This is a genomic window from Nocardia sp. NPDC046763 (assembly GCF_040645495.1).
GTDB lineage: Bacteria > Actinomycetota > Actinomycetes > Mycobacteriales > Mycobacteriaceae > Nocardia.
On sequence record NZ_JBEYYI010000045.1, the window covers coordinates 17,327 to 43,889 of the forward strand.

General features: G+C 67.3%; 23 protein-coding genes. 13 read left to right on the forward strand and 10 right to left on the reverse strand.

Going from position 1 to position 26,563, the window contains the following annotated elements; genetic code table 11:
• Window positions 1–10 precede the first annotated feature (10 nt).
• Entirely contained in the window at window positions 11–2,419 is a 2,409-nt protein-coding gene (gene treY / locus ABZ909_RS41030) for a malto-oligosyltrehalose synthase (protein ID WP_357011355.1), read from the forward strand.
• A gap of 49 nt (window positions 2,420–2,468) precedes the next feature.
• Here treY and ABZ909_RS41035 read toward each other — a convergent pair whose 3' ends face one another.
• Window positions 2,469–3,605 carry a DUF2235 domain-containing protein gene (locus ABZ909_RS41035; protein ID WP_357011357.1) on the reverse strand — a complete coding sequence of 379 codons (1,137 nt, stop codon included), beginning with the start codon at window positions 3,603–3,605 and terminating at the stop codon, window positions 2,469–2,471.
• 188 nt (window positions 3,606–3,793) lie between these two features.
• Here ABZ909_RS41035 and ABZ909_RS41040 point away from each other — a divergent pair, with 188 nt between their 5' ends.
• Window positions 3,794–4,471 carry a response regulator gene (locus tag ABZ909_RS41040; protein ID WP_357011359.1) on the forward strand — a complete coding sequence of 226 codons (678 nt, stop codon included), beginning with the start codon at window positions 3,794–3,796 and terminating at the stop codon, window positions 4,469–4,471.
• A 65-nt stretch (window positions 4,472–4,536) separates the two neighbouring features.
• Here the strand turns inward: ABZ909_RS41040 and ilvA are convergent, their stop codons facing one another.
• Window positions 4,537–5,892, reverse strand: coding sequence for a threonine ammonia-lyase IlvA (gene ilvA, locus ABZ909_RS41045; protein WP_357011361.1), 1,356 nt, complete (start codon window positions 5,890–5,892; stop codon window positions 4,537–4,539).
• A 124-nt stretch (window positions 5,893–6,016) separates the two neighbouring features.
• Complete coding sequence (locus ABZ909_RS41050) at window positions 6,017–6,454, reverse strand: nitroreductase family deazaflavin-dependent oxidoreductase (protein ID WP_357011363.1); 438 nt, start codon at window positions 6,452–6,454, stop codon at window positions 6,017–6,019.
• 86 nt (window positions 6,455–6,540) lie between these two features.
• Here ABZ909_RS41050 and ABZ909_RS41055 point away from each other — a divergent pair, with 86 nt between their 5' ends.
• Window positions 6,541–6,765, forward strand: coding sequence for a hypothetical protein (locus tag ABZ909_RS41055; RefSeq protein WP_357011365.1), 225 nt, complete (start codon window positions 6,541–6,543; stop codon window positions 6,763–6,765).
• Between the two features lie 126 nt (window positions 6,766–6,891).
• Here the strand turns inward: ABZ909_RS41055 and dnaE are convergent, their stop codons facing one another.
• Together dnaE and ABZ909_RS41065 are read right to left on the reverse strand one after the other, a co-directional pair.
• Window positions 6,892–10,446, reverse strand: a complete 3,555-nt coding sequence (gene dnaE / locus ABZ909_RS41060) for a DNA polymerase III subunit alpha (RefSeq protein ID WP_357011367.1) — start codon at window positions 10,444–10,446, stop codon at window positions 6,892–6,894.
• Window positions 10,447–10,561: 115 nt separating this feature from the next.
• On the reverse strand, window positions 10,562–11,821 hold the full coding sequence (locus ABZ909_RS41065) for a serine hydrolase domain-containing protein (protein WP_357011368.1): 1,260 nt from the start codon (window positions 11,819–11,821) through the stop codon (window positions 10,562–10,564).
• Between the two features lie 179 nt (window positions 11,822–12,000).
• Between ABZ909_RS41065 and ABZ909_RS41070 the strand changes: the two genes are divergently transcribed.
• Window positions 12,001–13,392, forward strand: coding sequence for an alpha/beta hydrolase (locus ABZ909_RS41070; RefSeq protein ID WP_357011370.1), 1,392 nt, complete (start codon window positions 12,001–12,003; stop codon window positions 13,390–13,392).
• Between the two features lie 62 nt (window positions 13,393–13,454).
• Window positions 13,455–14,069, forward strand: a complete 615-nt coding sequence (locus tag ABZ909_RS41075) for a methyltransferase domain-containing protein (RefSeq protein WP_357011372.1) — start codon at window positions 13,455–13,457, stop codon at window positions 14,067–14,069.
• A 28-nt stretch (window positions 14,070–14,097) separates the two neighbouring features.
• Here ABZ909_RS41075 and ABZ909_RS41080 read toward each other — a convergent pair whose 3' ends face one another.
• A complete protein-coding gene (locus ABZ909_RS41080) occupies window positions 14,098–14,496 on the reverse strand; it encodes a VOC family protein (RefSeq protein ID WP_357011397.1) in 399 nt (132 codons plus the stop codon).
• Between the two features lie 194 nt (window positions 14,497–14,690).
• Here ABZ909_RS41080 and ABZ909_RS41085 point away from each other — a divergent pair, with 194 nt between their 5' ends.
• Window positions 14,691–14,837 (forward strand): hypothetical protein, encoded by a 147-nt coding sequence (locus tag ABZ909_RS41085; protein ID WP_357011374.1) that lies wholly within the window; start codon window positions 14,691–14,693, stop codon window positions 14,835–14,837.
• A gap of 48 nt (window positions 14,838–14,885) precedes the next feature.
• On the opposite strand, the gene rarD is transcribed toward ABZ909_RS41085, so the two are convergent.
• Window positions 14,886–15,752: an EamA family transporter RarD gene (rarD, locus tag ABZ909_RS41090; RefSeq protein WP_357011399.1), complete on the reverse strand. Its 867-nt coding sequence runs from the start codon at window positions 15,750–15,752 to the stop codon at window positions 14,886–14,888.
• Between the two features lie 217 nt (window positions 15,753–15,969).
• Between rarD and ABZ909_RS41095 the strand changes: the two genes are divergently transcribed.
• Window positions 15,970–18,405 (forward strand): cation-translocating P-type ATPase, encoded by a 2,436-nt coding sequence (locus tag ABZ909_RS41095; RefSeq protein ID WP_357011376.1) that lies wholly within the window; start codon window positions 15,970–15,972, stop codon window positions 18,403–18,405.
• A gap of 53 nt (window positions 18,406–18,458) precedes the next feature.
• Here ABZ909_RS41095 and ABZ909_RS41100 read toward each other — a convergent pair whose 3' ends face one another.
• A complete protein-coding gene (locus ABZ909_RS41100; RefSeq protein ID WP_357011377.1) occupies window positions 18,459–18,803 on the reverse strand; it encodes a hypothetical protein in 345 nt (114 codons plus the stop codon).
• Here ABZ909_RS41100 and ABZ909_RS41105 point away from each other — a divergent pair.
• Window positions 18,802–19,629 (forward strand): PhzF family phenazine biosynthesis protein, encoded by an 828-nt coding sequence (locus ABZ909_RS41105; protein ID WP_357011379.1) that lies wholly within the window; start codon window positions 18,802–18,804, stop codon window positions 19,627–19,629. The genes ABZ909_RS41100 and ABZ909_RS41105 overlap by 2 nt on opposite strands.
• A gap of 5 nt (window positions 19,630–19,634) precedes the next feature.
• Here the strand turns inward: ABZ909_RS41105 and ABZ909_RS41110 are convergent, their stop codons facing one another.
• A complete protein-coding gene (locus tag ABZ909_RS41110) occupies window positions 19,635–20,546 on the reverse strand; it encodes an ADP-ribosylglycohydrolase family protein (RefSeq protein WP_357011381.1) in 912 nt (303 codons plus the stop codon).
• 201 nt (window positions 20,547–20,747) lie between these two features.
• On the opposite strand from ABZ909_RS41110, the gene ABZ909_RS41115 reads away from it, so the two are divergent.
• Window positions 20,748–21,536, forward strand: coding sequence for an acyl-ACP thioesterase domain-containing protein (locus ABZ909_RS41115; RefSeq protein ID WP_357011383.1), 789 nt, complete (start codon window positions 20,748–20,750; stop codon window positions 21,534–21,536).
• A gap of 69 nt (window positions 21,537–21,605) precedes the next feature.
• The gene (locus ABZ909_RS41120; RefSeq protein WP_357011385.1) at window positions 21,606–22,127 is read left to right on the forward strand and encodes a pyridoxamine 5'-phosphate oxidase family protein; all 522 of its coding nucleotides are present in this window, start codon (window positions 21,606–21,608) and stop codon (window positions 22,125–22,127) included.
• A 1,053-nt stretch (window positions 22,128–23,180) separates the two neighbouring features.
• On the opposite strand, the gene ABZ909_RS41125 is transcribed toward ABZ909_RS41120, so the two are convergent.
• Window positions 23,181–24,632, reverse strand: a complete 1,452-nt coding sequence (locus ABZ909_RS41125; protein WP_357011387.1) for a DUF222 domain-containing protein — start codon at window positions 24,630–24,632, stop codon at window positions 23,181–23,183.
• 109 nt (window positions 24,633–24,741) lie between these two features.
• Between ABZ909_RS41125 and ABZ909_RS41130 the strand changes: the two genes are divergently transcribed.
• The 3 genes from ABZ909_RS41130 to ABZ909_RS41140 form a co-directional block, all read left to right on the forward strand.
• Window positions 24,742–25,107 (forward strand): inositol monophosphatase family protein, encoded by a 366-nt coding sequence (locus ABZ909_RS41130; RefSeq protein ID WP_357011389.1) that lies wholly within the window; start codon window positions 24,742–24,744, stop codon window positions 25,105–25,107.
• 32 nt (window positions 25,108–25,139) lie between these two features.
• Entirely contained in the window at window positions 25,140–25,439 is a 300-nt protein-coding gene (locus ABZ909_RS41135) for a hypothetical protein (RefSeq protein ID WP_357011391.1), read from the forward strand.
• A 102-nt stretch (window positions 25,440–25,541) separates the two neighbouring features.
• A partial coding sequence (locus tag ABZ909_RS41140) for a cytochrome P450 (protein WP_357011393.1) occupies window positions 25,542–26,563 on the forward strand: 1,022 nt, incomplete at its 3' end.

Here is a 26,563-nt window from a genome sequence, read left to right on the forward strand (position 1 = left end):
CGATACCGCCATGACCAGCTCGCCCGAACACCTCACCGGACCCATCGCCCGGCAGACGCCCGTGCGCAGCACCTACCGCCTGCAGCTGCGACCCGACGCGCTCACCTTCACCGACGCGCGCGCCATCGCCGAATACCTGCAGCAGCTGGGCATCTCGCATCTGTACCTGTCGCCCGTCATGACCGCGACGCGCGGCTCCACCCACGGCTACGACGTCACCGATCCGACCACGGTGTCGGCCGGGCTGGGCGGGCCGACCGGGCTCAAGGCCCTCGCCGACGAAGTGCGCAGCCGCGGTATGGGACTCATCGTGGATCTGGTGCCCAACCATGTGGCGGTGGCCGATCCGCGACAGAACCAGTGGTGGTGGGATGTGCTGCGGCAGGGCAAGAAGTCCAAGTACGCCACCTGGTTCGATATCGACTGGACGCCGGGCAACGGCGCGGGCGGGCGCATCGCGCTTCCGGTCCTGGCCGGGGAGAACGACCCGGCGGCGCTGACCGTGGACCGCTCCGGGCCCGAACCCATGCTGGCACTGCACGATCTGCGCTTCCCCATCGCGCCCGGCACCGACGGCGAGAACGCGCTGCGCATTCACGACAAGCAGCACTACCGCCTGGTCAACTGGAAGTCGGGGCTGTGCGGATACCGCCGCTACTTCACCGTGGGCGGGCTGGCCGCAATCCGGCAGGAGGAACCGGCGGTCTTCGAGGTCACCCATCGGGAACTGGCCGCCTGGTGCGAGCACGACCTCATCGACGGTGTGCGCGTGGATCATCCCGACGGACTGGCCCAGCCCGCCGAGTACCTGCGGCGGCTGCGCCAGCTCATCGGGCCGCAACGGCTGCTGCTGGTGGAGAAGGTGCTCTCCAATCGTGAACCGCTCGACGCCACCCTGCCCATCGACGGCACCACCGGCTACGACTCCCTCGCCGACATCGGCGGCGTGCTCATCGACCCGGACGGCGAGAAACAGCTCACAGACCTGTCGCGGCAGTTCACCGGGCACGGCAGCGACCGAGCCTGGTTCACCGAGCAGGAACACCGGATTCGCCGCGCCGTCGCCGAGACCATGCTGGTGCCCGAGGTGCGGCGGCTGGTCGCCGCGGTCAAGCGTGACGCCCGCGCCGACGCCTTCGACACCATGGCGCTCACCAATGCCGTCATCGAGGTGCTGTCGTTCATGCCGGTCTACCGCACCGACTACGCACCGCTGGCGGGCATGGTCGGGGCCGTCGTCGCCGAGGTGGCGCGGCGCAATGCCGAGCTGACCGCGCCGCTGCAGGTGCTGGTGACCGCGCTGGCCACCGGCGGCGAGGCCGCCACCCGCTTCCATCAGGTGGGCGGGGCGATGAGCGCGAAAGCCGTGGAGGACACCATGTTCTACCGCGCCGCGCGGCTGGTGTCGCTGCAGGAGATGGGCGCGGACCCGGCCCGCTTCGGCTGCTCGCCCATCGAGTTCCACCTCGCCAATGCCGAACGCGCGCAACGCTGGCCGGCCACCATGACCGCGCTGTCCACCCACGACACCAAGCGCGGCGAGGATGTGCGCGCCCGCATCGGCATGCTCTCGCAGGTGCCCGACATCTGGGCGCGCTCGGTCAGCACCTGGGAGGAGATCGCGCCCGGACCCGACGGCGCGACCACACTGTTCCTGCTGCAGAACATGTTCGGGGTGTGGCCCGCCGACGGCCGCCCGGCCGCGGCGGTGCCCGGGCTGCGCGAGCGGCTGCATCAGTTCGCGGAGAAGGCGGTTCGCGAGGCCGGCACCCAATCCTCCTGGGAGGAACCGGATGTCGAGTTCGAGACGGCGGTGCACCGCTGGATCGACACCGTCATCGACGGACCCGTCGGCGCCGAACTGGGTGAGTTCGTGGCCGACCTGGCCGGCCACGCCTGGACCGACGCGCTGGCGCAGAAGCTGCTGCAACTGTGCGGCCCCGGCATCCCGGACATCTACCAGGGCTGCGAACTGTGGGAGGACTCGCTCGTCGATCCCGACAATCGCCGCCCGGTGGACTTCACCCACCGTTCCCTGCTGCTGCAATCCCTCACCGGCACACCGGATCTCGACCCGACGGGCGCGGTCAAGATGTGGATCGTGGCGTACGCGCTGTGGCTGCGCCGCGAACGCCCCGACTGCTTCGTCGGCGGCGCCTACATCCCGCTGTTCGCGGCCGGCGACCGCGCCCAGCACCTGCTCTCCTACGCCCGCGGCCGCACCGGGGAGACCCCCGAGGTGATCGTGGCCGTCACCCGGCACAGCATCCGGCTGGACGAGGCGGGCGGCTGGGCCGACACGGTGCTGGATCTGCCGCAGGGACACTGGACCGACCGGCTCACCGGCCATACCTTCTCCGGGCGCGCGCGGCTGGAGAAGCTGTTCGCCCGGCTACCGGTGGCCCTGCTGGTGCGCTGAGCGACCGGCCGGTCGGGCGGCGGATCTTTCCGGACCGCCGCCCTGGTCGTCACCGGTGGGCGCGCGGCGCCTGGTCGATGGGCTCGATGAGATCCGGCGGCACCGGACCACCCCGATGCTCGCACCAGCGGTGAATATTGGCCGGGCGGTAGCCCTTCCGGTCCGGGACGGTGGCGGCCAGGAAGCTGTGCTGGTCCTCGGGCTGCAGCAGCTTGCGCCACGAATCCCAGTAGAAGCGCGGGCTGCGCAGGCTGGTCGTCAGACGGGCGTAGTTCAGTACCCGGAAGCCCAGGCTCAGCGAATCATGCAGGTGCAGGGCGTCGAACGGGCAACTGCTGAGCAGGGTGCCGAGGCGGTCGTGATCGAAGGCCAGTCCCTCGGCCTCGGCCTCGGCGATCATCCAGCGCAGGGTGATGTCGGACAGCCCGCAGTCGGCGTAGCCGCCGCCGATATCGCTGTGCACGCCCTCGAACCAGACCTGTTTCACTCGGTCGGGACGGTTGTAGAGATCGCGCTGATCGTCGGGAATCTCCCACAGGCAGGGCGCGAAGGCGCGCCGCCGCTCGTCGATGGCCAGCGCCTGCCGCGCGCACAGCACGATGCGCGAGAGCCGCACATCGTGGAAGCTGTGCAGCCGCGATGTGAGGCCCGGGACGCCCATCGCGCCCACGGTGTCGAAGACGCCGAGGAAATTGATGACCGGCCTCTCGGGGTGGCAGTTCGCGGCGCGGAAGGCCGCCCACTCCGGCGGATCGGGTTCGTCCGGGTTCTTCTTGCGGGTCTTGTAGATCTCCAGCGCCTGCGGGTATCGGCCCCCGATGATGGCCTCGTAGGTCAGGATTCCGAGCCGGTTGATCATCCCCGCCAGGCTGCGGGCGGTGTACGCGCCGCGGCTGAAGCCGAAGATGTAGATCTCGTCCCCGGGCTCCCAGTTCAGGGCCAGCTGCCAGTAGGCGGCCGACAGATTGGCCTCCAGGCCCAGCCCGAACGCGCCGCCCAGCAACTTGTCGGACATGAAGCCGCGCGAGCCCGGGCCCGAGACGTAGTTGATGCGCTGACCGACGGACTTCCCCTCCCTGTCCGTCCCGGTCAGCTTGACCGCTTCCGCAATCTTCACGATGTTCGACACCGTCGAGCTCGACTCGGCCTTCCAGGTGCCGTCACAACACACGACCAGCCTTTTCATGAACGTCAGCCTCCCGTCCTGACCGTTCGGTTTCACGCGTAGTGAACTACCCGATTATCGCGCTGCCACCACGCGGTCGTTAATCCCGGCGCGCGCCTCACAGGTACCTCTACCCGCAGGGTCGACGCCCCGCGCTCGCGCCGCGATCGCTCACGATTCGTTCACGATCCCTGTGGCACCGTGGCGGCATGTCCGACGAAGGAGTGAGCGCCCGCAGCGTATGTGTCCTGGTATGCGAGGACGACGAGCGGCTGGGCGAGCGGGTCGCGGACGGACTGCGGGCGGCCGGATTCATCGTCGATCTGGCCCGCAATCTCACCGACGCCGCCGAGCAGTGCGGGGTGCGGATCTACGACTGCCTCATCGTGGATCGCGGGCTACCAGACGGCGACGGACTGGAACTCGTACGGCGGCAACGGGAATCGGGGGATCACACACCCGCATTGTTGATCACCGCGCGCGACAGCCCCGCCGATCGCAACGAGGGCTACGCGGGCGGCGCGGACGACTATCTGGCCAAGCCGTTCTCGCTGGGCGAGCTCGCCGCGCGGGTGCGGGCGCTGTGCTCGCCGCGGCGCTCGCCGCACTCGCCGGTGCTCACGATCGGGGATCTGGTGGTGGACCGATTACGTCGCCGGGTGCGCCGCCGCGGAATCCTGCTGACCATGACCACCCGCGAATTCTGCGCGCTGGAACTGCTAGCCGCGCGCGCCGGAACCCTCGTCACCCCGGCCGAGATCGCCGCCTTCTGCGGTGATTCCGCCTCGACCGTGGGCGTGGACGAGGTGATCACCCGCCTGGACCGCAAGCTCGGCCGGCCGCGGATCATTCACAGCTCGGCGGCGGGATACCTCCTGCACGCCTGAATGCCCCACCGGGGCAACCGGACCCGTGTGATCCGAACGAGGGGTCGGATCACACGGGCCGCCGGTCAGGTCAGATACCGGTAGGCGGGCGAGTTCGGATCCAGCCGCTCACACTGGATCGGCGCCTTGTCCATCCGCTCGAGCAGCGGTCCCAGGCCCTCCGGGGTGCCCAGTTCGATACCGACCAGGGCGGCGCCGGTTTCGCGGTTGTTGCGCTTGACGTACTCGAACACGGTGATGTCGTCATCGGGACCCAGGACCTCGTCCAGGAAGCGGCGCAGCGCGCCGGGCTCCTGCGGGAAGTCCACCAGGAAATAGTGTTTCAGGCCCTGATGCACCAGCGACCGCTCGATGACCTCGCCGTAGCGGGAGACATCGTTGTTGCCGCCCGAGAGGAGCACCACCACCGTCGAACCCGGCTCGATCTCGACCTCGCGCAGCGCCGCCGACGCGAGCGCGCCCGCCGGCTCGGCGACGATGCCCTCGTTCTGGTACAGCTCCAACATGGCGGTGCAGATGGCGCCCTCGTCCACGTGAATCATGCGGAAAGAGCCTGCGCCCGAACCGGTTTCAGTACTGGTCAGCAGGGGCAGCGAGGCGTGCGAGCGAACCTGGCCGCCGAAGCGCACCACCGCCTGGTAACCGACCGCGCCGACCCGGCGCACAGCGGCGCCGTCCACGAACGGGTCGATCTCGGGCAGGGTCACCGGGCCGCCGGCCACCAGCGCGGCCGTCATGGACGCCGCGCCCGTCGGCTCCACCGCGAGAATCGCGGAGTGCGGCGACCGTTCCCGCAGATAGGTGGCGATACCCGCCAGGCAGCCACCGCCGCCCACCGGAACCACGACCAGATCGGGCTCGCGGCCGAGCTGCTCGAGGAATTCGGCGGCGATGGTGCCCTGCCCGGCCGCGGTGCGCGGATCGTCGAAGGGCGGGACCATGGTCGCCCCGGTGCGCTTCACATCGTCGGCGGCGGCCGCGGCGGCCGCGTCGAAGGTGTCGCCGATGGCGATGAGTTCCACGAATTCGCCGCCGTGGACGCGGATTCTGTCGCGCTTCTGCTTCGGGGTGGTGGTGGGCACGTAGATGCGACCCGTGACGCCCATGGCCTTACACGCGAAAGCCACCCCCTGCGCGTGGTTTCCGGCGCTGGCGGTGACCACGCCCGCGGCCTTCTCGGCGGCGGTCAGCTGCACCATGAGGTTGTAGGCGCCGCGCAGCTTGTAGGAGCGGACGGCGGTGAGGTCCTCCCGCTTGAGGTAGACCTCGGCCCCGGCCAGCGCCGACAGCCGCGGAATCCGTTGTAGCGGCGTCGGCTCGATAATCTCCGAAATTCGCTTCGCGGCCGCATCGATCTCGTCCGCCGTCAATTCGGGCAGCGAACCGGACACTTTCTCGGCAACAACAAGCGGATCAGACACCCGAACATGCTAGCTGGGAGCATGTAACGGGCCTGCGGCAGCGCCACGAAAAGGTCCCGGTCACATCGAACCGGGACCTTCTCTCACCGGCCGCCGTGCTTCCCGGCGATACGGCGGACGGCGCTCAGGGGCGCGGGGCGAGGACGAACAGCGGGATCTCGCGGTCGGTCTTCTTCTGGTATTCGGCGTAGTCGGGCCACACCTCGACGGCCCGCTTCCACCAGAGGGTCTTCTCGTCGCCGGTGACCTCGCGGGCGTCGTAGTCCTTGACCACGTCGCGGTCGCGCAGTTCCACATGCGGATCGGCCTTGACGTTCCAGTACCAGACCGGGTGCTTGGGCGCGCCGCCCAGAGAGGCGACCACCGCGTACGCGCCGTCGTGCTCGATCCGCATGAGCGGGGTCTTGCGGAGCTTGCCGGACTTGTTGCCGCGGGTGGTCAGCAGGATGATCGGCACACCGCGCAGGAGGTTGGCCTCCGCGCCCCCGGAGTTCTCGTACTGCTCGGCCTGCTCTCGTGACCAGTCGGACGGGCTGGGTTCGTACTCTCCGATAAGTGGCATGAACTGGCCAACCACACGCGTTCCTGTGTTGTTCCCGACAGAGGTTTCGGTTGCCCGAACTTTGGGTCAACGTCTACCCTTACCGTATGGCAGTGGTTCACCCTACGGACACCGAGCGGCTTCGCTCGCACGCTTCCGTGGACATCGCCGGGACGGCGTGGCCGGTCTACAAGCTGGAAGCCTTGTTCGCCGGTGTGGTGGCCTGCCTGACGCTCGCCCTGATCACCGGATCGGCGCAGGCCGCGGTGCTCGGCGCGACGGTGATCGCGACGCTGCGCTGGATCATCGGCGGGACGCGCAACTTCCGCTGATTCGGGCCGTTCGGCCCCGTACCCTTCGACCGATTCATGCGGTTTCCCCATCAGCTCACCGGGCTGTGACAACACGTGTGCCCCTCGGCGAGGCGAGGGGCACACGATGCGACGGCGGTATCGAGATCAGGCCACGCCGAGGCAGCCCGGGCCGAGAAGGGCCTTCAGGTCGCCCATGAGGGCCGAGGAGGGTGAGACCCGCAGGTTGTCGGCCACCTTCAGCATGGTGGTGCGATCCCGGGAGCCGACGTGCTTGATGTGCACGTTCGCGGTGCCCGGATGCCGGGACAGCACCCGCTTGAGCTCGCCGATCTTGTCGGGGGTGCACAGGCGGGTGGGGATGACCACCGACAGTGGCTTGTCCACGCCGATGGACGAAAGGTCCGGCACCACAAGGTCGTTGGCGATCAGGGAGACGCGATCGTCGCGGGCGCTGACGCGGGCCTTGACCAGGACGATGGCGTCCTCGGTGACGTCCATGCCGTAGACGGAGTAGGACTGCGGGAAGAACAGCACCTCGATGCCACCGGTGAGGTCCTCGAGCTGGGCCGACGCCCAGGGCAAGCCGTTCTTGTTCACGCGGCGGGTGACATTGGCGAAGATGCCGCCGATGGTGACCTGCGCGCCGTCCTTGATATCGCCTTCGAGAATGGCGGGGATCTGGGTGTCGGACTGGGCCGCGAGAACGTGCTCGACGCCGTTGAGCGGGTGTCCGGACACGTAGAGGCCCAGCATTTCCCGCTCCAGGGCGAGCTTGTGCTTGGTCTCCCATTCCTCGTCGGGGACCTTCACATTGAAGACGCTGGCAATGGACTCGTCGCCGTCGTCGAGGCCGCCGAAGAGGTCGAACTGACCGATGGCCTCGGCCTTCTTGGTCGACATGACCGCGTCGATGGCATCGGAGTGCACCAGCAGCAGGCCCTTGCGGGGATGCCCGAGCGAGTCGAAAGCGCCTGCCTTGATGAGGGATTCGGTGACCTTCTTGGTGCAGGCGATAGCGTCGATCTTGTTCAGGTAGTCGGAGAAGTCGGTGAACTTCGACTTCTCCTTGCGCGCCGCGATGATCGAGGCCACCACGTTCGCACCGACATTGCGGACCGCGCCCATGCCGAAGCGAATGTCGTTGCCCACGGAGGCGAATTCGAGTTCGGACTCGTTGACGTCGGGCGGCAGCACCTGGATGCCCAGGCGGCGGCAGTCGGCCAGATAGACGGCGGCCTTGTCCTTGTCGTCACCGACGGAGGTGAGCAGACCGGCCATGTACTCGGCGGGATAGTTGGCCTTCAGGTACGCGGTCCAGAAGGAGACCAGGCCGTAGCCGGCGGCGTGCGACTTGTTGAACGCGTAACCGGCGAACGGGAGAATCGTGTCCCACAGCGCCTTGATGGCGGGCTTGGTGAAACCGTTCTCCAGCATGCCCTTTTCGAAGCCCTCGAATTCGGCCTCGAGGACTTCGGCCTTCTTCTTACCCATGGCGCGGCGCAGAATGTCGGCTCGGCCGAGGGAGTAGCCGGCCACCTTCTGCGCGATCTGCATGATCTGCTCCTGATACACGATCAGGCCGTAGGTATCGCGCAGAATGTCCTTCAGGGGCTCTTCGAGCTCCGGGTGGATGGGCTTGACCTCTTGCCGCCCGTTCTTGCGGTCGGCGTAGTCGTTGTGCGCGTTCATGCCCATGGGACCGGGGCGGTAGAGCGCGAGCACGGCGACGATGTCCTCGAAGCCGGTGGGGATCATGCGGCGCAGCAGATCTCGCATGGCGCCACCATCGAGCTGGAACACGCCGAGGGTGTCACCGCGCGCGAGCAGTTCGTAGGTGGCCGGGTCTTCCAGGGGCAGCGTGTCGAGGTCGAGTTCGATGCCGCGGTTGGCCTTGATATTGACCAGCGCGTCACCGATGACAGTGAGGTTGCGCAGACCCAGGAAGTCCATCTTCAGCAGGCCGATGGCCTCACACGACGGGTAGTCCCAGCCGGTGATGATGGCGCCGTCCTGCGCGCGCTTCCAGACCGGGATCGCGTCGGTGAGCGGTTCGGACGACATGATGACCGCGCAGGCGTGCACGCCGGCGTTGCGGATCAGGCCCTCGAGACCACGTGCGGTCTCGTAGATCTTGTTGACGTCCGGGTTGGTGTTGATGAGCTCGCGGACCTCGGCGGCCTCTTTGTACCGCTCGTGCTCGGGATCCATGATGCCGGAGAGCGGAATGTCCTTGGCCATGATCGGCGGCGGCAGCGCCTTGGAGATCTGGTCCGCGATGGCGAAGCCCGGCTGGCCGAACTGCACGCGGGCCGAGTCCTTCAGCGCCGCTTTGGTTTTAATCGTACCGAAGGTGATCACCTGGGCGACCCGGTCACTGCCCCACTTGTCGGTGGCGTAGCGGACCATTTCACCGCGACGGCGATCGTCGAAGTCGATATCGATATCGGGCATCGAGACGCGCTCGGGGTTGAGGAAGCGCTCGAACAGCAGACCGTGCGGAATCGGGTCGATGTTCGTGATGCCCATGGCGTAGGCGACCAGCGAACCGGCCGCCGAACCACGGCCCGGGCCGACATTGATGCCGACCGAGCGCGCGTAGGTGATCAGGTCACCGACGACGAGAAAGTAAGCGGGGAAGCCCATTTCGTTGATGACGCCGAGCTCGTACTTGGCGCGCGAGATGTACTCCTCCGGCGGCCCGCTCGGGAAGCGCCGGTCCAGGCCGACCATGACCTCGTGCTCGAGCCAGGTGGCCTGGGTGTGGCCCTCGGGCACCGGGAAGATCGGCATCCGGTCGCGGTGGGCCCAGACGTCGTCGTAGGACTGGACGCGCTCGCCGATCCGCACCGTGTTGTCGCACGCGCCGGGGACTTCCGCGTCCCAGATGGCGCGCATCTCCTCGGCGGACTTGAGGTAGTAGCCGGAGCCGTCGAACTTGAAGCGGGTCGGGTCCGAGAGCGTCTTGCCGGTCTGAATACACAGCAGCGCTTCGTGATTGGACGCGTCGTGCTCGTGCACGTAGTGGCAGTCGTTGGTGGCCAGCGGCGGAATGCCCAGCTTCTTGCCGACATCCAGCAGGCCCTCGCGCACCCGGCGTTCGATGGACAGCCCGTGGTCCATGATCTCGAGGAAGAAGTTCTCCGGCCCGAAGATCTCCTGCCACTTGGCGGCCGCTTCGAGGGCCTCGCGTTCGTGGCCCAGGCGCAGCCGGGTCTGCACCTCGCCCGAGGGGCAACCGGTGGTGGCGATGATGCCCTCGGCATGCTCGGCGATGATGTCGGCGTCCATGCGCGCCCACTTGCCGAGCTGACCTTCGATGGAGGCCAGACTCGACAGTTTGAACAGGTTGCGCAGACCCGTCGCGTTCTCGGCGACCATGGTCATGTGGGTGTAGGAACCCGAACCCGAGACGTCATCGCTCTTCTGCGACGGGTCGCCCCACAGCACACGCTTGGTGTTGAACCGGGACTCCGGCGCGATGTACGCCTCGATGCCGATGATCGGCTTGATGCCCTGCTTCTTGGCGGAGTTGTAGAACTCCGAGGCGCCGTACATATTGCCGTGGTCGGACATGCCGACGGCGGTCATCCCGAGCCGTGTCGCCTCTTTGAACAAGGGCGTGATCTTCGCCGCGCCGTCGAGCATCGAGTACTCGGTGTGGTTGTGGAGATGGACAAATGATCCCGACGAGGCTGACACCCGGACATACTATGCGGCCCCACCGACGAGTTCCGAAGGCACGCGGCGGCGATCACTCGAATCGGCGTGGCGGGCTCCGCGTGTCGTGTTCGACGTCACGTGGAGCGGCCCGCGACTAGGCGACCGAAGCGGCGGCGGGCACGGCGGGGGTAGTGGTGCGGCGCGCCGCGTGGGCGCCCCGCACCACCAGCGGCAGCACCCATGCCGACGCGAGTTGGTCCAGGCTCATCGACCCGATGCCGAGCCGATTGTGGACGAATCCGACCGACAGTCCCAGGCGGGGTTCGGCCCAGCCGAACGATCCACCCAGACCGATGTGCCCGAAGCCCGCGTGGGCTCCCGGGACGGGCAGCGAGTGATAGCCCATGTGCCACATCATCGGGATGTAGAACAACGCGCGGTCGAGCCGGAACGTCTCCACCTGCCGCATGGCCCTGATGGTTTCGGGCGAGAGGAAGCGGCGGCCCTGGTGCATGCCCCCGTTGGCGAGCGCGGCGTAGACGGTGGCCAGGCCGGTCGCGGTGCAGACGCCGTTGCCCGCACCCAGTTCGGTGCGCAGGATGGGCGGATCGTCGCCCTCCAGCAGCTGATCCAGACCGGGCAGGAACAGCGCGCGGGCGACCGCCCCGAGCGGACCGGGCAGCGAGTAGGCGCGGCCCAGTACCAGCGAGACATAGTTGGTGCCGACCGCGGACAGCTTGTTGCCGTGCAGCAGGGCGGCGCTGGTGGTCGACCCGGGCGGCGGGCTGCCCAGGTGAATGCCCTCGGTGCCCAGCGGTTCGGCGACTTCGGTGCGGAACAGCTCGGCCATGCCGCGGCCGGTGACCGCGCGCGCCAGGCCGGCCAGCAGCCAGCCGAAGGTGAGGGCGTGATAGGCCGGAATGCCCAGCAGATGATCGGGTTTGGCGGCGGCCAGGTGGTCCTCCATCATGCGGTGGTCGAGCACGTCGTCCAGACCGCGGGCGATCTCGGGCAGCCCGTACAGCCCGGCGCGGTGGGACAGCACCTGCCGCACCGTGATCCGCCCCTTGCCGTTGGCGGCGAATTCCGGCCAGTAGTGGGCGACCGGCGCGTCGTAGTCGATGAGGCCGCGATCGGCGAGCCGATGGATGACCGTGGCCGCAATGCCTTTGGTGGCGGAGAAGACGATGGCGCCGGTGTCGGCGTCCCAGGGCCGGCGCGGCGCGGCATCCCCGATCCAGATCTCGACCAGCGGTTCCCCGCGCAGGTGCACCGTGAGCGCGCCCCCCGCACCCGGCTGACCACCGACCATCCGCGCGAAAGCGCGCACCAGCGGACCGAATTCGACGGCCGCGTAGCCGCCCACCGTGGCCGGCAGGTCCATGAGACCCGGCGGGGAAGCGTCATTGCTCACGAATTCCACGGTACGAGCGCCGGGTGACACCGGCAATGAAGACGTGGCGAGAGTTATTCCCGTTGGTCCAGTGGTTATTCCGGGTGTCCGGGTAGTGACACCGGCGTTATCGGAGCGAGCTCTACCGAGATCAAGGCGAGTTCCCGGGTGTACGGGCGGGGGCTGCGTACGCTGTGGCCATGCGGAGGGCATGGTCGTTGGTTCCGGTGGTGCTGCTCGTGATCGTGCTGGCGCTGACCGGGTGTTCGTCGTCGAAGCAGGAGGCCGCGACCGTCGGCGTGACCGGGGACTGGCACGGGAACATCGAGATACCCGACCATCCGCTGGCCGTCGGGGTCAGCTTCACCGGCACGGACAAGGCCACCATCGACATTCCGGCCCAGGGTATCGATGCCGCGCCGTTGAGCGGGGTGAAGAACGATGCCGGCGGCGTGGCCTGGACCATCACCAAGATTCCGGGCAACCCGTCGTTCCAGGGCAAGTACGACAAGGGCGCCGACAGCATCCAAGGACAGTTCAGCCAGTCCGGTAGGACGTTTCCGCTGAACCTGACGCGCGGCAAGGTCGAGGGCCCGCCGCGGCCGCAGGAGCCGAAGCCGCCGTTCCCGTACAAGTCCGAGGATGTCAGCTTCCCCAGCGGGAACATCACCATCGCCGGGACGCTCACCGAGCCGAACGTCGGCGGGCCGTTCCCGACGGTCGTGCTGATCAATGGCAGCGGAGCCAACGACCGCAATGAGGAGCTGCTGGGCCACAAGCCGTTCCTGCTGCTGGCCGACACCCTGACCCGTGCGGGGTACGCGGTGCTGCGCACCGACAAGCGCGGCGTCGGCAAGACCGGCGGGCACCTGGACACCTCGAGCTACCGGGATCTGACCGACGACATCGGCGCCGGAATGGCCTTCCTGCACGGGCGTCCAGAGATCGATGCCAAGCGGATCGGGCTGCTCGGGCACAGCGAGGGCGGGTATCTCGCGCCGCTGTACACCATGCGGCCGGACAGCGGGGTGGCGTTCGTGATCATGATGGCGGGGCCAGCGGTGCCGGGCTCGGATGTGCTGGTGGAACAGAGTCGTCTGATCCTCACCGCGCAAGGGGCCACCGCGGAGCAGGTCGATCAGCAGGTGGCGTTCAACTCCACCCTGTCGACCCTGCTGCGCTCCGGGGATCCGGAGGCCGCCAAGACCTTTGTGCGACAGCACAACGACAGCCTGCCCGCCGACAAGAAGCTGTCCGACGCGGAAATCGACAGACTGGTGACGCCGTACATGGCGGCGCTGGTCGGCTACGACCCGGCCCCGGCGCTGTCGGCGCTGCGGGTGCCGGTGCTGGCCTTCTACGGCAGCAAGGATCTCCAGGTGCCCGCGGCCCAGAACGAGGGCCCGGCGCGCACGCTGCTGGCCGCCGATCCGGATGCGACCGTGCACGTCTTCGACGGGCTCAATCACCTCATGCAGCCCGCCGGCAAGGGCACGCCCGACGAGTACGCCAAGATCGAGACGACGATCGATCCGCAGGTGCTGACCTTCGTGACGGATTGGCTGACGCAGCGATTCCCCACCGCACACTGACCGATTCGTACACATCGCCCGAAGTAGTGGCGTGCGTGCGATCCGGTTGCCAGAGTGGTGTCGTGGGAATCTACGAAGATCGGGTGCTGCCCAGGCTGGTCGACCTGTGCTGTGGTTCGAAGCAGATGAACCCCGAGCGGCAGCGGGTCTGCGCCGGGCTGCACGGGCGGGTGGTCGAGATCGGGTTCGGATCCGGGCGCAATGTGCCGTTCTACCCCGGCTCGGTGACATCGGTGAGCGCCGTCGAACCCGCTGACCTGGGGTGGCGGCTGGCCGCCGGACGGCTGGCGGCGGCGACGGTTCCGGTGGAACGCGCAGGCCTGGACGGGCAGGCGCTGCCGTTCGAGGACGACAGCTTCGATTCCGCGCTGTCGACGTGGACGCTGTGCACCATCCCGGATGTCGAGGCCGCGCTCGCCGAGGTGCGCCGGGTGTTGGCGCCCGGCGGCACTTTTCATTTCGTCGAGCACGGTCTCGCACCGGATCCCGGTGTCCAGAAATGGCAGCACCGGTTCAACCCGATGCAAAAGGCGCTGGCCGGTGGCTGCCACCTCGACCGCGATATTCGCGGGTTGATCGAGACCGCGGGCTTCGAAATCCGCGAAATCGATCTGTATTACCAGCAGGGGCCGAAGCCCTGGGTCGCACTCGCATTGGGCACCGCGGTAGCCGTGTGAGCAGTTACCGCGGTGATCCGCGTGCGAGCTACTGCGGCCAGCCGCCGTACGGGACGGTGATCAGTTCCATGTAGTGCCCGACGGGGTCGAGGAAATAGATTCCCCGGCCGCCGTCATTGTGGTTGATCTCGTTGACGCCCTGCTGACGCGGATCGGCCCAGAAGGTCAGGCCGTACCGCTTGATCTTGTCGTAGGCCGCGTCGAATTCGTCCTCGGAAACCAGGAAGGCGTAATGCTGCGGTTGCGGCTCGCCCTCGAAACCCGGTGGCAGATTGGCGAAATCGAAGGTGACGCCGTTCCCGACGGTAATTGGAATGAACGGACCGTACGGCTTGCCCACCTCCACCCCGAGGATGTCCGCCCAGAATTCGGCGGAGACCCGATTGTCGTTGCACGCGACAATGGTGTGGTTGAACTGGATAGTGATAGGAATTCTCCTGTGTTCGTGACGATCCCGACCCTGGACCGGTACAAGTCGGCCGACAGGAGCATCGCCACGCCCTCGACGGTAACCACCCGCCGCCGATTTCGCCAAGCGCCCTGTGCAAACCGTCACAGCGCGCAGTGGCCCCCAAAAGTCGGGGCGGCTCGGCGTCCAGTCGCCCGCGGTGCGGCGACGGCTTGATGAAACCCGAAGGCGCGCAGAACATCCTGCGCATTCTCGGCCAGTACTCGCGCAATGTCGCACCGACGCAGGACCGCATCGACTTCGATGTGACCTGCACCAACGAGTTCGTGGAGAAGGCCCGGGGCGCTCGCAAACCCTGACCGGCCCACATGAAACCGCACATCGATTGAGGGGTGCGCGGTTTCGCGCTATTCCGGGACGGCGACCACCGTGCGGCGGGAGCGGCGCAGGGCGTCGACGGTGAAGATGACCAGTGCCAGCCAGATCAGCGCGAACCCCGCCCAGCGGGACGCGGGCATGGGCTCGTGCCCCACCGCCACCCCCCAGGCCAGCTGCAGTCCGGGCGTGAGGTACTGCAGAATTCCCATGGTGGACAACGGCACTCGGGGAGCCGCCAGCGCGAAGAACACCAGTGGCACGAGGGTGACCGGGCCGGTCAGCATGAGCAATCCCGTATGCGGAACCGAGGAACCGAAGGTCGCGTTGCCGGTCGCCGCGATCACGATCACCGCGATCAGCGCGAACGGCGCGGCCGCCAATCCCTCTGCCGCCAAGCCGGGTAGCGCGTCGAGCCGAATCACCTTCTTGACCAGCCCATAGGTAGCGAAGGAACAGGCCAGGATCAACGCGATCCACGGGGGCCGACCGTAATCGATGGTCAGCACGATCACCGCCGTGGCGCCCAGCCCCAGCGCGACCCACTGCGGAGCCCGCAGCCGCTCCCGGAAGACGATGACACCGAATGCCACCGTCACCAGCGGATTGATGAAATACCCCAGCGCACACTCCACCACGTGATGCGAGATCACGCCGTAGACGTACGCGCCCCAGTTCATCGAGATCGCCGCCGACGCCACGGCCGCCAACCGCCAGGTCCGCGCATCGATTCGCCGCAGCTCCCCCAGCCGCCCGGCGAGCGTCATCACCAGCAGCGAGACCACCAGCGTCCAGAGGATCCGCTCGGCCAGCACCTCCCCCGCGCTCGCGAAGGACAGCAGTCCGAAGAACGCTGGAAACAGTCCCCAGATGAAATACGCCCCGATGCCGAAGGCGATGCCGGCGTCCCGGGCGCCCTCGTGTCCCGCCGGCCGATCCCGCCGAGTCGTATCGACCGCTGCGTCTGCGTTCCCCGGTCCTTCGGCCACCTGATTACGTTAGCCTGCGCAACAAACGTCACGACAGCGAATACATAGGATGATCCTCACATGCCGGTCCGGTGCGTGACGGGCAGCTACGGGCTAGTTTCTTTGGTCGCCCTTTACTGTGGAGGGCATGTCGATTACTGCGCAGGCAGCTAGTCCACCCAGCCCACCCGCGCTCGGGCTCACCTTCGCCGAGGTGGAGCAGCGGCGGCGGGGCGGGCTGACCAACGACGTGCCGGAGCGGGCCAGCCGATCCGTCAAGGACATCGTCAAGGCGAATGTGTTCACCCGGATCAATGCGATCCTCGGTGTGCTGTTCATCCTGGTGCTGGCCACCGGCTCGCTCATCGACGGCATGTTCGGGCTGCTGATCATCGCCAACAGCGCGGTCGGCATCATCCAGGAGGTCCGGGCCAAGAACACCCTCGACAAGCTGGCCATCGTCGGGCAGGCCAAGCCCATGGTGCGCCGCGAGGGCATCGCCGGCGCCGTCGCGCCGCAGGAGATCGTGCTCGACGACATCATCGAGCTCGGGCCCGGCGACCAGATCGTCGTCGACGGCGAGGTGATCGAGACCGAACTGCTCGAGGTCGACGAGTCGCTGCTCACCGGTGAGGCCGACCCCATCGACAAAACCCTTGGCGCGCAGATCATGTCGGGCAGCTTCGTGGTATCGGGCAGCGGCGCCTACCGGGCCACGAAGGTCGGCAAGGACGCCTACGCCGCCAAGCTCGCCGACGAGGCCAGCAAGTTCACGCTGGTCAAGTCGGAGTTGCGCAGCGGCATCGACACCATTCTGAAAGTCATTACCTACCTGCTGATTCCGGCGGGCCTGCTGTCCATCTACAACCAGCTGTTCTCCTCCAAGGAATCCTGGCGGCCCGCCGTCAGCGGCATGGTGGCCGCGCTGGTGCCCATGGTGCCCGAGGGTCTGGTGCTGATGACCTCGATCGCCTTCGCGGTCGGCGTGGTCCGGCTCGGTGCGCGCAAGTGCCTCGTGCAGGAGCTGCCCGCCATCGAGGGGCTGGCCCGGGTGGACGTGGTGTGCGCGGACAAGACCGGCACCCTCACCGAGAACGGCATGCGGCTCGCGGAAGTCCGACCCGTGAACGACATTCCGGAGGCGACACTACGTGAGGTACTCGCCGCGCTGGCCGCGGACGACCCGCGGCCCAATGCCAGCGTGCTGGCCATCAAGGAGGCTCTGCCGGACGCGCCCGGCTGGGAATCCACCGGGGTCGCGCCGTTCTCCTCCGCCAAGAAGTGGAGCGGCATGTCCTACGGCGAGCACGGCAACTGGCTGATGGGTGCGCCGGACGTGCTGCTGGACCCGGCCTCCGAGATCGCCGACACCGCACAGGACATCGGGGCCAAGGGGCTGCGCGTCCTGCTGCTGGCCCGCAGCGACCGGCCGGTGGATGCGCACGACGCGCCCGGGCGGGTCACCCCGGCGGCGCTGGTGGTGCTCGAGCAGAAGGTGCGGCCCGACGCCAAGGGGACGCTGGAATACTTCGCCTCCCAGCATGTCTCGACCAAGGTCATCTCCGGCGACAATGCGGTGTCGGTCGGCGCGGTGGCGTCCTCACTGGGGTTGCCCGGGGGCAACGACCCGGTCGACGCTCGCAAACTTCCGACCGATCAGAACGAACTGGCGGACGTGCTCGAGCACAAGACCGTGTTCGGCCGCGTCCGCCCGGATCAGAAGCGCGCCATGGTCGGTGCGCTGCAGTCGCGCGGCCACACCGTCGCCATGACCGGCGACGGCGTCAACGACGTACTCGCCCTGAAGGACGCCGATATCGGCGTCGCCATGGGCTCGGGCAGCCCGGCGACCCGCTCGGTGGCGCAGATCGTGCTGCTGGACAACAAGTTCGCGACCCTGCCCTATGTCGTTGGCGAGGGCCGCCGGGTGATCGGCAATATCGAGCGGGTCTCCAACCTGTTCCTCACCAAGACCGTCTACTCGGTGGTGCTGGCCTTCCTGGTCGGCATCGCGGGCATCGGGTCGCAGATCTTCAGCTACAAGGCCATCGGCTACCCGTTCCTGCCCCGCCACGTGACGATCGCCGCCTGGTTCACCATCGGCATCCCCGCCTTCATCCTCTCGCTGGCGCCCAACAACGAGCGTGCCCGCACCGGATTCGTCGGCCGCGTCATGCGATTGGCGGTCCCGTCAGGTGTCGTGATCGGCGTGATGACCTTCATCTCGTACCTGATCGCCTACAAGGGGCCCGACGTCAGCGAGACCGCGAAGATCCAGGCCGGCACCACCGCCCTGATCACGCTGCTGATCATCGCGGTGTGGGTGCTGGCCATCGTCGCCCGCCCGTGGAGCTGGTGGAAGGTCCTGCTGGTGGCGGGTTCCATCGCCGGATACCTGATCCTGTTCGCGGTCCCGTTCACCCGCCACTTCTTCAAACTCGACCCGTCGAATGTCGCGCTGACGAGTTTGGCCGTCCTGTGCGGCGGAATCGGCATCGTCCTGGTCGAGGTTGCCTGGTGGCTCAGCGCCAAGTACCTCGGCGAATCGCCCCACACGCGGGTACCGGCGGACGAAGACGCGTGATCCAGAAGCCGTTTCGAGCCGGGGCCGTGCCGCGACCCCGGCTCGAATCATGTTCAGCGCGAGAGCATGTGGAGCGTCTCATCCGCGAGGGCGTAGATGCGATGGGTGATGGGATCGACCGGGATGACAGCCGTGACCGCACCCGACGCGATATCGACGATCCGGACATCGCCCGTCGTGCCCTCCGCCGAATGGACGGTAGCCACGGCCTGATCGGGAATCGCATCGTGCGACCCGCCGTCCGCGACGCAGCCCGGGAAAACGTTGGGGCGGTTCCGGATTGCGGCCATCCCAGCGGCGTTGACCTGCGATGACGGTCCAATTGGTCGCATGATTCGGCTCGCCGGGGCGGTGCCGTCCTGGGCAGTAATTGAATTCGCAGGTACCTTGAGCGCCATGGAGGTCTTGCTGCATCAGCTCGACGCATTCGCCGACGCGCCGTTCTCGGGCAATCCCGCCGCGGTCATGCCGCTGCTGTCCTGGCTGCCGGACGAACTGCTGCAGCGGCTGGCCGAGGAGAACAATCTCGCCGAGACGGCCTTCTACACCTCGGCGCTGCCGGCGGAAGCGGGTGCGCCGCCGGACAACTCGCCCGCCTTCCATCTGCGGTGGTTCACGCCGACGGTGGAGGTGGACCTGTGCGGGCACGCCACCATGGCCGCGGCCTCGCAGATCCTGGAGGACATGCATCCGGGGGCGGATCGGGTCCACTTCTATACGCGCAGCGGGTGGTTGCGGGTGGATCGGGACCGGGACGATCTGGTGCTCGACCTGCCGTCGGTGTCGTCGGTGGAAATCGATGTGCACGAGGAACTTCCGCATCAGCTGGCGCAGGCGCTGGGGGTGCGGCCGCTGCGCGCTTTCGACGGGACCGATGTGGTGCTGGTCGTGACCGCCGAACACGAAGTGCGCGAATCCCGTCCGAACTTCTCGGCCTTTCCCGAGTTGAACCGCGCCGCCATCCTCACCGCGACCGGCGACGAGGTCGACTTCGTGTCCCGGGTCTTCGCGCCCGGCCAGGGCATTCCCGAGGACCCGGTCACCGGGTCGGCGCACGCCCAGCTCACCCCGCTGTGGAGTCGCGAACTCGGGCGCACCAGCCTCACCGCCCGCCAGCTCTCCCGGCGCGGCGGTGCCATGCACTGCGCCCTCACCGGCGACCGGGTGCGGCTCACCGGCCGCTGCCGCCGCTACCTCGACGGCGTAGTCCGCCTGCCGGACTGAGCAATTCAGCGCTCGGTGACCTGCCGGGTGAGAGCGTGCAGGTCCGTGGTGCGGTAGCCGGGGTAGCCGTGCAGCAGCTCCAGCCATTCGGTGGGGACGGCCGAGGCGCCCCAGCGAGCACCGAGCAGGCCGCCCGCGATGGCCGCCGTAGTGTCGGTGTCGCCGCCCGCGCGCACCGCGAGTTCCAGTGCGGCGGGCAGGGTTTCGGCGTGGGTGATGGCCCACCAGGCCGTCTGCAGGGCGTGCACCACCCAGCCGTTCTTGGGGAAGTCGACGGGGCTGCCGGTTTCGGCCTTGTCCAGCAACGGTTCCCAGAAACCCGTATCCACCTGGGACAGCGCCTCACGCAGGCCGTCATAGGTGCCGAACAGGATGGCGTGGCGGATGGCCAGGGTCCAGAGCTTGCACGCCTGCATGGCCTGCATGTCGTAATGGGTCAGTGAACTGACGAGTTTGGCTGCCTTGCCGCACTTCTCGGCGTCGTCGAGATAGGCGAGAGCGACCGGAGCGGTACGCATGAGCGAACCATTGCCCGCCGTCAGGCCGGTCAGATCGTGGGCGCGCATCTGCATGGCGCGCCCGGTCCGATCACGCCACTCCAGCACCTCACGGGTCTGGTTGCCGATGTCCTTGGGTCCGGAATCCCACCAGGCCACGAATTCGGCCGCGACGGCGTCCAGCCCCTCCGGGCTGCAGAGGTCCCCCACCCGCGCGGCCGCCCGCGCCACCGCGACCGCCATGGCCGTGTCGTCGGTCCACTCACCCGGCGCCCACCCGAACGCGCCGCCGCCCCGCATCCGGATCTCCGCGTCCGGACCCGGCACGGTGAACTCGTAGCCCGCCCCCAACGCGTCTCCGGCCGCGGTCCCCAGCAGTACCCCGGCGGCCCGGTCGGCCTGCTCCGGCGTCAATTCCATCTGCGCTCGCCTCTTCCGCTCCGATGCGTCCACATCGATCTATCACGACGTTACCCACCACGCGGGCACGCCGAATCGCGCAGCCGCCGTCTTTACGGGTTCTGCACTACGCTCGGAAACATTCCGGTGCAGCGTCGCCGCCGCAGTTGTTCCGTGCACTCCCGCTCCGCCACTCGGATGGAAGATCCGGAGGTTCTGCCGATGATGAACCAGGTCGCCGATCCCACCCTGACCGCGGCACACCCGTCGGCCACGCCGCTCGTCCCCGTTCCCGGCTCCGGGCACATCTTCGACGTCACCCGCCGCCTCGGCACCGTCGACATGGACGAGAACCAGTACCTGCGCATCGACGGCACCGCCCGCCATCTGCAGGACGCCGGCGTCGACCATCTCGTGCACGTCGGCGCCCTCGACTCTCACCCGCACTGGATCGTCCGCCGCACCGTCATCGACGTACTGCGCCCCATCGCCTGGCCCACCCAGCTGCGCATCCGCCGCTGGTGCTCGGGCATCTCCCCGCGCTGGTGCGCCATGCGGGTCCGTATCGACTCCGACACCGGCGGCCTGGTCGAAACCGAAGGCTTCTGGATCCACATGAACAAGGAGACGATGAGCCCGTCACGGCTGGCCGACGAATTCTTCGAGCTCATGTGCACCACCACCGACAACCACCGGCTGCGCTGGCGGCAATGGCTCGACGAACCCCAGCCGCCCACGCCCGCCACCCGATTCCCCCTGCGCCGCACCGACATCGACCACTTCCAGCACATCACCAACACGGCCTACTGGCACGCCGTCCACGAATTCACCTCCGACGCAACTGATCTCGTCCAGGGTCCGCATCGATTCATCCTCGAATACAACAAGCCCATCCGCTACGGCGAAACGTTGGACATCCGCACCATCCGCGCGCCCGACGCCCTCAACCTCTGGTTCTCCGTCGACCACGACACCCGGGCCATCGGCCAGCTCCGCCGCGTCGCATCCTGATCGCCCCGGGCCGATGATTCCGACGGTCTCGGCCCGTCTCGACTCGTATCAGCCCACCGAGGAGGAACGATGCTCGCAGATCCGGTATCGGCAGAGGACCTGAACATCTATGGCAAGGCCGAGCTGCCCTGGGACCGCGTCCAGAAGGCAGTCGACGCGGGGATCGGGCTGCCCGAGACGCCACAGTTCCTCGGCACCGTCAGCCCATCCGGCAAACCGAGCTCAGCAGGGATCGGGGGCATCGAAGCCGACGGCCACATCTACTTCACCAGCGGGCCCGCCAGCAAGAAGTCACGCAACCTGGCCGCCAACCCGTTCTGCACACTGTCCATCCGATTCCCGGACGTAGACCTCGTGCTGTCCGGAGAAGCCCATCGGATCATCGATCCCGCCGAACTCGATCGCGTCACCGCCGTGTACCGCGCCGGCGGTTGGCCCGCAGAACGATCCGGCGACGCGGTCACCGCGCCCTACAGCGCCCAGAGCGCCGGACCCGCCCCCTGGCACCTCTACCGCCTCACCATCCACACCGCAGTAGGCGTGGCCCTGACCGACCCCCATGGCGCCACCCGCTGGCACTTCGCACACTGACCGCCATCAAACTGTCAGGGCGAGTTCAGGATTCGATCATCCGGCCCGCCGCATAATCCCACCCCTTCACCCGGACCGCCGGTTCCGGTGACCCAGGCCAACATTGGATTCGAACGGTTTGGTGCTCGGCAGAATCACCGGACTCCTCCACGTCGGCAGACTCGTCACCCTCCGGCGGCCCCGAAAACAAAGAGCCAGAAGACGACGCCTGGAGAAGGGAGGGGGCGGGCTCACGAACGCACCTCCACCAACCAGCCCTCTCACTTGGGATGTCTTCGAAGCCGCATGTGGGGTTGTTGCAGAGGTATTCCATAAGCTCCATGGGTTGATGTCGCCACATGGGGAGCGCCGACAGCAGCAGTCAAAGGCGATGGCGGTCGCGGCAGCAACACCCACCTGGGGCGAGAACGCTACTCGCTGCGGGACCTGGCGCATGAAGCCGGGAATGCGATAGCGGTGGCGGCGGTGACAGTCACGGCACAATGGCAATCGCGGCAACGGCTGGCGCGGCGGCGTTGACAGTCGCGGCGTCGGACCCCATTTGCAGCGGCAGCAGCAGACACGGTAGCGGTGACGCGAGGCGCGGCAGCAACGGCAGCAAGAGCCCGCTCGCAGAGAGAACGCCTACCGCCTGAGGGACCTGGCGCATGAAGCCGCTGTGGCAGTCACGGGAGCTGCAGCCACCCCAGAGGCAGCAAACGCGGCAGCGGTGCCCTACTCGCGGTCGGCGGGTGCGGTGGTGGCGGGAATTTCGGGGCAGGCGTTCGAGATTCGGGGATGGCCGACCGGCCGAGGGGTCGGGGGGCCATTACCGACAGCGGGTGCCGGTGGTGGTCGGCGGTGCCGTGCAGATCGTCGACGGTCGACCGAATTCGCAGGCCAGTTGTGAGTTTGCGGTGCTTTGTCTGTAAAAGGTGATGCGTGCAGTCCGTGGGCCGGGATCGGCGGGTTACGGCTCCTAACCCGGCGTCAGCCCAAGTCCGGCAGGGCAGGCGACGTAACCACACCTCCCCGTGCCCTGCGCATGCCAGCCCGACATGAACGGTCCGGGAATCACGCCGCCCGTGAACCCCACCTCCGGCGACTGGATTCGATCGCAGCCGCGACCCACTGCCCTACGTGATGTCTGTCGTTCACGCGCGGGGTGCCGGTGGGGTCGAGACGTTTCGGGGCAATCCAACCGGTACGCCCCCGATAGGGGGAATCCTTGTCCATGACAACGGTTTTCCAGCCCTCGGCGGTGTCGTTCACGAGTGCGTGGCAGCGATCGCACACCAACGTCAGGTTGCTCAGATCGGTGGGGCCGCCTTTGGCCCAGTCGGTGATGTGGTGCACCGCGCACATACTCGCGGGTGCGTCACATCCCGGGCGGGTGCAACCCTTGTCGCGGGCGATCAACGCCAACCGCTGAGCCGGAGTCGCCAGCCGCTGGCAGCGACCCAGAAACAGCGGCAACCCGTCCGCGTCGAGGACCGCCAGCACCGGGCGGGTGCCCTCGGCCAGCTTCAACGCCTCGCTGATGCTCACGTGGCCACCCGAAGCGGTCGTCGCGACCCCGGCCCCACGCTCGAGATCGGCGACGGACATGGTCAGGACGGTCTGCACCGGCAAACCCCGGTGCAAACCCAGCTTGGCGGGGTCGAGGCCGGGCTGCAGCAACGCGAACAACGCGTCGTGGGTGCGCTGACCGGCATCGCGACGGTCACGACGCGCCGCCGCCTCCAACACCGTCGAGTCGACGACCTTGACCGTGGCGGCAACACTGTCGGCATCGTCGATGTTGCACATGCCCGGGCGTGCCAGCTTGACGAAGACGGCATCGAGCAGCGCCCGCAACTCAGGAGTGATCCAGCCCTCGACCCACGACATCCCATCCACCCCGGGACGACCCAGGATCAGGCCCCGGCGGCGACGGCGGTCGGCGTCGGAGACAACCGTGCCGTCCGGGTCGACACGAGCCAGGATCTCGCGACCGATCTTGGGCAGATCATCAGGCCACCCGACACGAGAGTGACCCACCAAGATGCCCTCGGCCTCGGCGCGGGACTCGGCGGGAATGTTCGCGGGCAGGTGGGTCATCACGTCGACAATGTTGCGGACATGATCACGCGAGATAGCGCCCGCCCCAAAGGCTTCCGCGGTCGCCGCCAACGTGGGCGGGCGCAGGTGACCGGAGGGTTCGAAGAATTCACCGCACCAGCGGGTGATCTTCACCCGCACCGACGCGTCATACCTCGACAACCCCAACGTCCGACGCAGGAACGGCACCACATCCTTCGCCCCACCACCTTCGGGCAGCGAACGATTACACGCCTCGATGATCAGACGTGAATCCAGCGACGACAGTTGACGTTTGCAGGTTTCCAGGCGCTGCATCAACTCCACGACATCAGCATCGGAAAACGGGTTCAGATTGCCGTGCAGGACGGAATTCGACAAGGTCTCGACGGCGGCTGCCAGGTCGGCGATGCCGCACGTGTCGAGTGTTTCCCCCTTCGAATCCATGTACTAATTCTACCGCTCACATGATCGCGAGCGTAGCCGAATTCCATAGTGATACAACAGTTTTCAGACATTGAACCATTTCAAATTCGAGCCTAGCAGGGTACGAGGCATGGAGGAATCCGATGTCGCCCTTGCCATTCGAGCCGCGGAAGCCACGCCCGGAGTAGTCCGGGATCAGTTCCGTGACCCGATCACCCGCTTTGACAAAGAGGATGATGGCTTCGCCACCCAGGCCGATCTCGCCGCCGAGCTGACCATTCACGACATTCTTCGGGCCGCCCGCCCTGGCGACCGTTTCCTCGCCGAGGAGTCAGGCACCACCGGCGACCCCTCGGACCGCACCTGGTTGATCGATCCGCTCTGCGGCACACGGAATTTCGCCGCAGGAACACCGCTTGTCGCGGTGAATATCGCGCTCCGCGCTGCTCCCCAATCCGCGAGCCGCCTGGTCGAAATCGACGCCGACAACCCGTAGCCGTACACGGACTGGTTCTCGCTGGCCGGCTCATGGCCGACGAAACCTTCACGGCCGCCTGCTATCCCCGCGTTCTGTCCACCTCACCGGCCCTGGTCTGGGTGGCAGTGGAAGCGGATCAACGACCGCGGCCGGTCACCCTGGCCGACCTGCCCGGCGGACTTCATGCCTGGTCGGTCACCAACCAGGGGATACTACGCACACTGCTGCTCGATCCACGCGTATCCAAGGATGCCCGCCGACACTGGCCTGCTTTCATCAAGGCGGCCGACGTACGGCAAAGAGAGTGTCGATTCGTGCTGATACGTCACAGCTTTGCCGAAAATGGTTGATGCCCAACGGTATTGACGGCTACGTTAATCAGGGCCTCAGAGGTCAAGGGGGACTGAACACAAGCCCCCGCCTGTCGGTTTACGGTCAGAATGGAGTTCGCCATGGACAACCACACCGACCCCATCGTCATCGATCCCGAAGGTCCCGATATTCAGGGTGAGATCGCCCGCATCCGCGAGCGGGGACCGGTCACCAAGGTCGTGCTCCCGGGCGGAGTGCCCGCCTGGTCGGTGACCGACGCGGCCATGCTCAAGGAGATTCTCTCCAGCTCAGAGGTTTCCAAGGACCCACGCCAGCACTGGCCGGCGTTCCGGAACGGCGAGATCGGCAAGGACTTCCCGCTCCTCAACTGGGTGAATACGCGGTCGATGTTCACCGCCTACGGACCAGAACACCGTCGGCTCCGCAACTTCGTGGCACCGGCGTTCACCAACAGGCGCACCGCAGCGCTGGAGCCCCGCATCCAGCTGATCGCCGATGAACTGGTGACGGGTCTGGATGCCGCGCCGCAGAGCCACCCTGTCGACATCCGCGAGCATTTCGCCTACCCGCTGCCTCTGCGTGTGATCAACGAGCTGGTAGGAGTTCCCGAGCACCTGATCGGGCCACTGCGGAAATGCGTGGACGGCATCTTCGACATCGCCTCGAGCGAAGAGGAAGCCGTAGCCAACTACGAGGCGATGATCGGGCTCCTGCAGGACCTCGTCGCGTATCGTCGCAAGAACCCCGCTGAGGACATGACCAGCACCCTCATCGCCGACGCCGACGATCCCGCAAAGGATTTCAGCGCCGAGGAACTCGTCGGGACGCTCTATCTGACGATCAACGCCGGGCACGAGACGACGGTGGACCTGATCGACCAGTCGATATATCTGTTGCTCACCAACCCGGACCACCTGGCTGCGGCGCTCGACGGCAGTCTGCCCTGGGCGGATGTGATCGAGGAAGTGTTGCGGTTCGAGCCGTCGATCGCGCATGCCCCGCTGCGCTACGCGGTGAAGGATTTCGTGCTCGGCGACGTGACGATCACCGAAGGCGATCCAATACTCTCGTGCCCCGCCGGCGCCAACCGGGACCCCAAGATCTACGGCGACAGCGCCGGCAAGTTCGATCCCACTCGGAC

What these genes read in the sequence shown, in the direction of transcription:
- treY (WP_357011355.1), top strand. Translation starts at nt 11, where the DNA reads ATGACCAGCTCGCCCGAACACCTCACCGGACCCATCGCCCGGCAGACG.
- ABZ909_RS41035 (WP_357011357.1), bottom strand. Translation starts at nt 3,605, where the DNA reads ATGAAAAGGCTGGTCGTGTGTTGTGACGGCACCTGGAAGGCCGAGTCG.
- ABZ909_RS41040 (WP_357011359.1), top strand. Translation starts at nt 3,794, where the DNA reads ATGTCCGACGAAGGAGTGAGCGCCCGCAGCGTATGTGTCCTGGTATGC.
- ABZ909_RS41050 (WP_357011363.1), bottom strand. Translation starts at nt 6,454, where the DNA reads ATGCCACTTATCGGAGAGTACGAACCCAGCCCGTCCGACTGGTCACGA.
- ABZ909_RS41055 (WP_357011365.1), top strand. Translation starts at nt 6,541, where the DNA reads ATGGCAGTGGTTCACCCTACGGACACCGAGCGGCTTCGCTCGCACGCT.
- ABZ909_RS41070 (WP_357011370.1), top strand. Translation starts at nt 12,001, where the DNA reads ATGCGGAGGGCATGGTCGTTGGTTCCGGTGGTGCTGCTCGTGATCGTG.
- ABZ909_RS41095 (WP_357011376.1), top strand. Translation starts at nt 15,970, where the DNA reads ATGTCGATTACTGCGCAGGCAGCTAGTCCACCCAGCCCACCCGCGCTC.
- ABZ909_RS41105 (WP_357011379.1), top strand. Translation starts at nt 18,802, where the DNA reads ATGGAGGTCTTGCTGCATCAGCTCGACGCATTCGCCGACGCGCCGTTC.
- ABZ909_RS41100 (WP_357011377.1), bottom strand. Translation starts at nt 18,803, where the DNA reads ATGGCGCTCAAGGTACCTGCGAATTCAATTACTGCCCAGGACGGCACC.
- ABZ909_RS41110 (WP_357011381.1), bottom strand. Translation starts at nt 20,546, where the DNA reads ATGGAATTGACGCCGGAGCAGGCCGACCGGGCCGCCGGGGTACTGCTG.
- ABZ909_RS41115 (WP_357011383.1), top strand. Translation starts at nt 20,748, where the DNA reads ATGATGAACCAGGTCGCCGATCCCACCCTGACCGCGGCACACCCGTCG.
- ABZ909_RS41120 (WP_357011385.1), top strand. Translation starts at nt 21,606, where the DNA reads ATGCTCGCAGATCCGGTATCGGCAGAGGACCTGAACATCTATGGCAAG.
- ABZ909_RS41125 (WP_357011387.1), bottom strand. Translation starts at nt 24,632, where the DNA reads ATGGATTCGAAGGGGGAAACACTCGACACGTGCGGCATCGCCGACCTG.
- ABZ909_RS41130 (WP_357011389.1), top strand. Translation starts at nt 24,742, where the DNA reads ATGGAGGAATCCGATGTCGCCCTTGCCATTCGAGCCGCGGAAGCCACG.
- ABZ909_RS41135 (WP_357011391.1), top strand. Translation starts at nt 25,140, where the DNA reads ATGGCCGACGAAACCTTCACGGCCGCCTGCTATCCCCGCGTTCTGTCC.